This is a genomic window from Massilia sp. ZL223, assembly GCF_018119395.1.
Classification (GTDB): Bacteria; Pseudomonadota; Gammaproteobacteria; order Burkholderiales; family Burkholderiaceae_D; genus Telluria.
Map to the genome: position 1 here is coordinate 92,823 of NZ_JAGPWD010000016.1, position 7,240 is coordinate 100,062.

The 7,240-nt window shown below is 68.5% G+C and carries 5 protein-coding genes; 2 read left to right on the forward strand and 3 right to left on the reverse strand.

Annotated features, from left to right (window positions below):
* The first annotated feature begins 64 nt into the window (after positions 1 to 64).
* Complete coding sequence (locus KBW95_RS12205; protein ID WP_211524924.1) at positions 65 to 1,441, forward strand: HD-GYP domain-containing protein; 1,377 nt, start codon at positions 65 to 67, stop codon at positions 1,439 to 1,441.
* Positions 1,442 to 1,450: 9 nt separating this feature from the next.
* On the opposite strand, the gene KBW95_RS24800 is transcribed toward KBW95_RS12205, so the two are convergent.
* Genes KBW95_RS24800 through KBW95_RS12220 form a run of 3 tightly spaced genes read right to left on the reverse strand, consistent with a single transcriptional unit; the run spans position 1,451 to position 4,033 of the window.
* Entirely contained in the window at positions 1,451 to 2,926 is a 1,476-nt protein-coding gene (locus KBW95_RS24800; protein ID WP_307727650.1) for a PA domain-containing protein, read from the reverse strand.
* Positions 2,927 to 2,928: 2 nt separating this feature from the next.
* Positions 2,929 to 3,336 carry a post-PEP-CTERM-1 domain-containing protein gene (locus tag KBW95_RS12215; protein WP_211524925.1) on the reverse strand — a complete coding sequence of 136 codons (408 nt, stop codon included), beginning with the start codon at positions 3,334 to 3,336 and terminating at the stop codon, positions 2,929 to 2,931.
* A gap of 58 nt (positions 3,337 to 3,394) precedes the next feature.
* Positions 3,395 to 4,033, reverse strand: coding sequence for a choice-of-anchor J family PEP-CTERM protein (locus KBW95_RS12220; protein ID WP_211524926.1), 639 nt, complete (start codon positions 4,031 to 4,033; stop codon positions 3,395 to 3,397).
* 381 nt (positions 4,034 to 4,414) lie between these two features.
* On the opposite strand from KBW95_RS12220, the gene KBW95_RS12225 reads away from it, so the two are divergent.
* Positions 4,415 to 7,054: a TonB-dependent receptor gene (locus KBW95_RS12225; RefSeq protein ID WP_229429709.1), complete on the forward strand. Its 2,640-nt coding sequence runs from the start codon at positions 4,415 to 4,417 to the stop codon at positions 7,052 to 7,054.
* The last annotated feature ends 186 nt before the right edge of the window (positions 7,055 to 7,240 follow it).

The window sequence follows — 7,240 nt, forward strand, 5'->3', positions numbered from 1 at the left end:
CCCATGGTCCGCCGGGCGCATTTGTGGCGTAGAATCAATTTATATTGCATATTGGAACTAAATCATGGACCTGGTCGCCGCCCCACCCGATGCGCTGTCGCCCAGCGCCATGAAGCTGTCCGAACTGATCGGCGCGCTCAGCTACGCGCTCGACATCACCGAGGGGCAGCCGGCCGGACATTGCGTGCGCTGCTGCTGGATCGGCATGCACATCGGGCGCGCTGCCGGCCTGCCGCAGGAACAGCTATGGGAGCTTTACTACACGCTCCTGCTCAAGGACCTGGGCTGCAGCAGCAACGCCGCCCGCATCTGCGAACTCTATCTGACCGACGACCTGGGCTTCAAGCGCGACTTCAAGACTGTTGGCGACAGCCTGCCGCAGGTCCTGTCCTTCGTGCTCACCCACACCGGGCTGAAGGCGGGCCTGACGGAGCGCTTCCGCAGCGTGATGACCATCCTCAGGGACGGTCCCGCCATCGCCCAGGACCTGATCGCCACCCGCTGCCAGCGCGGCGCCGAGATCGCCCGCCTGCTGCGCTTCCCGGATGGCGTGGCCGAAGGCGTCTATTCGCTCGACGAGCATTTCGACGGGCATGGCAAGCCGGCGCGCCTGGCGGGCGAGGCGATTCCCGTCTACGCGCGCATCGCGCTGCTGGCCCAGGTGATCGACGTCTTCCATACCGCCGGCGGGCGCGACGCGGCCCTGCGGGAGGCAAGGAAGCGCGCCGGGAGCTGGTTCGATCCGCGCCTGGTCGCGGCCTTCGACGAGGTGGCGCGCCACGATGGATTCTGGACCACCCTGGCCGCGCCGGACATCGACGCCGCCGTGTTCGCGCTGGAGCCGCCCGGGCGCGAAGTGGCGCTCGACGAGGACTACCTGGACGACATCGCCGCCGCCTTCGGCCAGGTGGTGGACGCCAAGAGTCCCTACACCAGCGGCCACAGCGCGCGCGTGGCGCTGTATACCGACATGATCGGCGAAGCGCTCGGGCTGCCGGCGCAGCGGCGCCGCTGGCTCAAGCGCGGCGCGTTGCTGCACGACGTGGGCAAGCTGGGCGTGAGCAACAGTGTGCTGGACAAGGCGGGTTCGCTCGACCGCGACGAGTGGCAGGCGGTGCGGCTGCATGCGGAGTACACCGAGACCATCCTGGGCCGCATCGGGGCCTTTGCCGAACTGGCGGCCATCGCCGGCAGCCACCACGAGCGCCTGGACGGCGGCGGCTATCCGCGCGGATTGCGTGGCGAGGATATCCGGCTGGAGACACGCATCATCACGACCGCCGACATCTTCGACGCCATCACGGCAGCCCGGCCCTACCGCGGGGCGATCCCGATTCCCCAGGCCCTGGCGATGATGGAAAAGACGGTCGGGACGGCGCTCGACCCGGCCTGCTTCGATGCGCTGAAGCAGGCCGTGGCGCGGGTGCCGTTCCCGGCCTGAGCCGCGGGCTTACCAGCCGAGGTCCTTCAGCAGCGGCACGGTGAGGTCGTACGGCGGCTTCAGGTTGATGGTGAGGTCGCCGTTGATGCTCGGCTCCATCAGCAGGTTCGGCGTGGCGGTCACGTCCCAGTGCGAGACCGAGGACCCGGATGCCAGCGTGCTCGGCGTGTACAGCAGCGGACGGCGGGCGCCGTCGGCGCCGGACAGGCGCACCGGATCCTGGCCCAGGGTGACGGTCACCGCGCCCGGCTTGTTGCGGCTGCCGTAGGGGATCGCCGCCGCCACCGCCGCCTTGAAGGCGTCGCCGTCGTCCTTGGAGATGCCGATGGTCGTGATCTTGATCGACGGATCGGAACCGCCCACGGTGAAGGCCCCGGCCACGTTGTTGGCCACGATCACCCCCACTGCGCCCGCGTCCTGGGCGTTCTTGGCCTTGATCGCGAAGGTGCAGCCGCCGCGGCTGATCAGGGCGACCTTGTTCTTGACCGCCGCCGTGTTGGCGCTGTCGAAGAGGCTGCAGCCGGGGCCGGCTTCGCCGGACTGCGGCGCGACCAGGGCCAGGGCGCCCATGGTGGCGCTCGGCTTGGGCGCAGGGCCGAAGCTGGCCGGGATGTAGTCGGCGGTGCGGCTGGTGCCCGGCGCCGGCGAAATGGCCTTGGCCACGCCGATCGGCTTGAGCAGGGTGGGGGCGGCGCCGGCGGCATTGGGGCCGATCCAGGCCAGCTGGAGCGGATTGATGGCCGAGGCGGCGCGCTCGGCGCTGTTCATGGCCAGCCAGGTCTTGCCGGCCGTGTTGTCGTACATGTGGCGTTCCCAGATGCTGGGCAGGCCGTTGTCGGTGAAGGCGGTGCCTTGCGCATTCAGGCGCCGCCCGTTGCCGGTGGTGACCGTCATGACCGAGAAGCCCAGGCCGTGGCCCAGTTCGTGCAGCAGGGTCGCCACGAAGTTGACCTTGGTCCCGGCATTGCCGTCCAGCCCGAGGTAGAAGGGGCTGCCGGCCAGGCAGTCGGGATTGCCGAGATTGATGTTGAACTGGGTCTTGATGTCGGCGTTGCCGAAGCCGCTGCCGTCGTCCGGCGTGCCGGCGCTGAGGTTGGTCCCGGCCAGCTTGTTGGCCAGGGCTTGCGGGTACCAGGTGCCCGGCACGCCGTTCGGGAAGTCGCGCCAGATGTTCCAGGCGCCGGCGCTGCCCAGCACGGCGCTGCTGGCGGTGCAACTCAGCGGTTCCCAGCCGGCGCTGACGACGATGTCGATGTCGCTGGCGAGGTTCTTTTCCCAGATGTCGGCCACGTAGCGGTACACGTTCATGCGCTGCTGGCCGAGCGTGGTGCCCATGTTGCCGCCGACCGGCGCCGCCGGGGTCGGGTCGTTGAAGCCGATGCCGGCCGGGTCGCGGCTGGTGATGGTGATCTTGGCCGCCTGGGCGGCGAAGCAGGTGAACGCGCAGGCGAGGGCGACCAGGGTATGAGCAGGTTTGACGGTCATGATCACTCCAGATCCAGGTTGGGCGCGTGGCTGTGGGGAGCCGCCTTGGCGTCGCTGCCATGGGTCTCGACGCATTGCGTCTCGAGCTTGCCGTCCGGCTTGCGCGCGGCCATCGCGGCGCTCATGAAGTCGTCGGTCAGGCGCGCTCCCTGGGCGCCGCTGGCGTGGTACTTCTGCAGCACCGGCTGGGGCGCGGCGCGCAGGGTGCGGCGCACGCCCGACGCCTGCAGCGCGGCGCGCTCGGCGGGGGTGGCGTCGCGCAGCTTGCCGGTTTCGGCGTCGCGCACCACGGTGATGTTGTCGGCCGCCGGGGCGGACTGTTCTTGCTGGGCCAGCGCCTGGCCGCTCAGGGCGAGCAGGGCCAGGCCGGCGCCCAGCAGGCGTCGGCAGGATTGCACTTTCAGTGACATCACATTCTCCTGGTTGGACTACGGACAAGTTGTTGCCGTGTGCGCGACGGGCCCCTGATCAGATGCGGCGGCGCCGCACGAGCGCCGCGCCCGCCAGTCCGATCCCGAGGATCATCAGGGTGGTCGGCTCGGGCACCGAATTGATCCTCAGCGTGTCCAGGCCGACGTAGTTGGAGTCGTCGGCGTTGCCCGTGTGCACGAAGGCGAAGCGGCCGGTGGTGCCGGCGCCCTGGGCGCTCAGCTGGACGGTGAAGCGGGTCCAGCCATCGGTCGGCACCACGATCGGATCGGCCAGGGTGAAGGCGTCGAGGTCGGCGCTGCCCGAGCTGAAGCCGAAGGCCAGCTGGTCGAAGAAGTTTTCGAAGGCTTCGGCGCGCAGGTAGAACGAGACCTCGACGTTCATCTCGGTCGAGAACTCCGGCGTGATCAGCCAGTTCTCGATGATGCCGCCGGGCGCGGCGACGTTGAAGTTGGAGGCGATGTAGGCCTCGGGTGCGCCCATGTGGGCCGGGAAGATTTCCGGCGTGCCCTGGAACCAGGTGGCGACAGGGCCGGGTGGATCGCTCTGGTTGTCGAATACCCAGCCTTGGCCGGGCAAGGCCGCGACATTATTGAAGTCTTCGCTCAGCAACACGTCCGCCTGCGCGGTGCCCATGAGCCCGGCAAACGCCAGGCCAACCAGAACTGATCTATTCATGTAGTACGCCTCCGAAAGAGTTGGACTGCGGGGCGACGCGGGACTTCGGGAACCGGATCACCCCGAACATGTTGCCGAGCGGGATTTCCGCTGCGGACAATCCAATAGTTAAGCATCAAACATGCCAGATTTTTAGCGCCTTGATTTTGTTGTAAAAATTTTTTCGACAGCCGTGCGAATTCGTGAGGCTGTAAAGAAAGATGACACCTGACAGCGATGATGTCCGCTGTGTAAAACGCCCGGCGTGATAGCAAGATTTGACAAACATCGGCCGGCAACTGCCGCCACAATGCGCCTCACCATGAGAAAAGAAGGCCGACCGTCCGCGCTGCCGCGCACGGAGGGCGGAACAAAAACACATATCGACGTTTTGGAGAGCACATGAACCAAGGGATGGCACGGCAGTACAAGCGCACCGCGATCGCGGGCGCGGTGGCGGTTTGCGCGATGACTTCAGGCCAGGGCTGGGCCCAGGAACAGGCTGGCGCCGCGCCGCAGACGGTGGTGGTGACGGGCGTGCGCGCCGCGCTGGAGCAGTCGCTGCGCCAGAAGCGCAACGCCGACGCCGTGGTCGAGGTGGTGACGGCCGAGGACATCGGCAAGATGCCCGACAAGAACGTGGCCGACGCCATCCAGCGCCTGCCGGGCGTGAACACCCAGTCCTCGGCCGGCGGCGAAGGCGGCTTCGGCGAGAACGACCGCGTCAGCCTGCGCGGCACCAGCCCCAGCCTGCAGCAGACCCTGTTCAACGGCCACGCGATCAGCACCGGCGACTGGTTCCTGCTGAACCAGATCGGCGGCAACGTGGGACGCTCCAGCAGCTTCTCGCTGCTGCCTTCCGAACTGGTGGGCTCGATCGTGGTGCAGAAGAGCCCCACCGCCGACCTGGTCGAAGGCGGCGTGTCCGGCGCCATCAACGTGATCACCCGCCGTCCGCTCGACTTCCGCCAGCCGCTGACGGTGGAGGGCTCGGTGCAGGCCAACTACAACGACTTGTCCGATCAGGCCGAGCCGCACCTGTCCGGCCTGGTGAGCTGGAAGAACGCGGCCAGCACCTTCGGCGTGCTGGTGCAGGCCTTCTCGGAGAAGGCTACCGTGCGCCGCGACGGCCAGGAGATCCTCGGCTACACCCCGATCAGCGCCACCAGCGCGGCGGCGGTGGCCGATCCCTCGCTGCGCGGGGTGGTGGTGCCGACCTTCATCGGCGCCAGCCTGTTCGAGCAGACCAAGAAGCGCCGGGGCGGCGCCTTCGACATCGAGGCGCGTCCCGCGCCCGGCATGAGCGTGGACCTGAACGGCTTCTATTCCAAGCTCGAAGCGCCGCACCTGAACACCAACTGGCTGGCCGCGCCGGCCAACTCGATCAACAGCATGAACCTGATCCCGGCCAACCCGGTCGTGCGCAACGGCACCCTGGTGGCGGCGGGCTTCGATCGCAACGCGGGCGAGGTCGACAACATCTACCGCCCGGACGCCGGCGGCGAATCCTGGTACCTGGACCTGAACGGCAAGTGGAAGGTCAGCGACCGCCTGACCCTGTCCGGCAAGGTCGGCAAGACCCACGGCGTAGGCTGGGACCGCGACGACGTCTTCTACCAGAACAACGTCGACGGCGGCATGGTCTACGCGCTGAACGGTTTGTCCCCGGCCTCGGTCAGCTACCCGGGCGGGAACACCACCTCGCCGGGCAGCACCGCCTGGGCCGGCGGCGGCGAGGCGCAGTCGGTCGACCAGGAAAAGTACGCCCAGGTCGACGGCCAGTGGCGCCTGGATCATCCGCTGATGCAGGCTTTCCGCTTCGGCGCGCGCTGGACCGACCACCACCGCACTGCCGAACACCCGCTGGAAACCCGTCCGGGCCCGCTGGGCTTCACCAACCCGGGCCCGGTGTGGAACGGCGAGATGTACCCGACCGACTTCGCCAACGACCTGGGCGGCAATCTCTCGTCCAACTACTTCAAATATAACGGCGCGGCGCTGGGCGTGTGGGGCGCGATCCCGGGCAACCGCCTGCTCGACTACGTGGTGCGCCACAACTGGATGGACGAATTCCAGGTGGGCGAGAAGACCGCGGCGCTGTACGGCATGCTGGACTTCGGCGGCGCCGACTGGAGCGGCAACCTCGGCCTGCGCGCCGTCGAGACGCGCCAGACCACGGTGGTCAACCTGCCGGGCGGCCCGGCCCCGATCACCGGCTCGGCCTTCGGTCCCTACACCCCGACCACCTTCAAGCGCACCTACCGCGACTACCTGCCGAGCGTGAACCTCAAGTACGAAGCGACGCCGGAACTGACCCTGCGCAGCGCGCTCGCCAAGACCATCGCGCGTCCGGACTACAGCGCCCTGGGCGGCTCGGTCTCGCTCAACGACGACGCCCTGAGCGGCAGCGGCGGCAACGTCAACCTGGACCCGGTGCGTTCGACCAACTTCGACATCGGCGCCGAGTGGTACTACGCGCCCAAGGCGCTGCTGTCGGCCGGCCTGTTCTACATGGACCTGCGCTCGATCGTGGCCCAGGGCACCTCGACCGGCACCTATTACAACAACAAGCGCTCGGCCATGACCGAGTACCAGATCACGTCGCCGTTCAACACCACCGGCAGCAACAAGGGCCTGGAGCTGAGCTGGCAGCAGCCTTTCATGAACAACTTCGGCACCCTGGTGAACTACACCCACGCCGACGGCGAACTGGATGACGGCGGCGAGCTGCTCAACTCATCGAAGAACACCTGGAACGTCACCGGCTACTACGAGAACGAGCGCTTCTCGGCGCGCCTGGCCTACAACTACCGCTCGCGCTACAAGGCGGGCGTGGACCGCGGCGCCAGCCAGCACGTGGCCGGCATGAAGAACGTGGCGGCCTCGGTCAACCTGAAGCTGACGGAGCGCCTGACCCTGACCTTCGATGCGCTCAACCTCACCAACGAGACGATCCGCATGTACGCCGAGAACGAGGACCGTCCGCGCGCCTTCTACTCGAACGGCCGCACCTTCTACCTCGGCCTGCGCGGCAAGCTGTAACACCCTCCAGGCGCGGGGGCCCGCCCCCCCCCCCCCCGCCGGGGGGGGGCCCCCCCCCCCCCCAACCCCCCCCCCCCCCCCGGGGGCGGGGGGGGGGGGGGGGGGGGGGGGGGGGGGGGGTCGGGGGCGGGGGGGCCCGGGGGGGGGGGGGGCCCCCCCCCCCCGGCCGTGCGCGGCCAGCCGGTG

Bases quoted from the DNA above. Each gene is read 5' to 3' on its own strand.
- KBW95_RS12205 (WP_211524924.1), top strand. From the start codon at position 65: ATGGACCTGGTCGCCGCCCCACCCGATGCGCTGTCGCCCAGCGCCATG.
- KBW95_RS24800 (WP_307727650.1), bottom strand. From the start codon at position 2,926: ATGACCGTCAAACCTGCTCATACCCTGGTCGCCCTCGCCTGCGCGTTC.
- KBW95_RS12215 (WP_211524925.1), bottom strand. From the start codon at position 3,336: ATGTCACTGAAAGTGCAATCCTGCCGACGCCTGCTGGGCGCCGGCCTG.
- KBW95_RS12220 (WP_211524926.1), bottom strand. From the start codon at position 4,033: ATGAATAGATCAGTTCTGGTTGGCCTGGCGTTTGCCGGGCTCATGGGC.
- KBW95_RS12225 (WP_229429709.1), top strand. From the start codon at position 4,415: ATGAACCAAGGGATGGCACGGCAGTACAAGCGCACCGCGATCGCGGGC.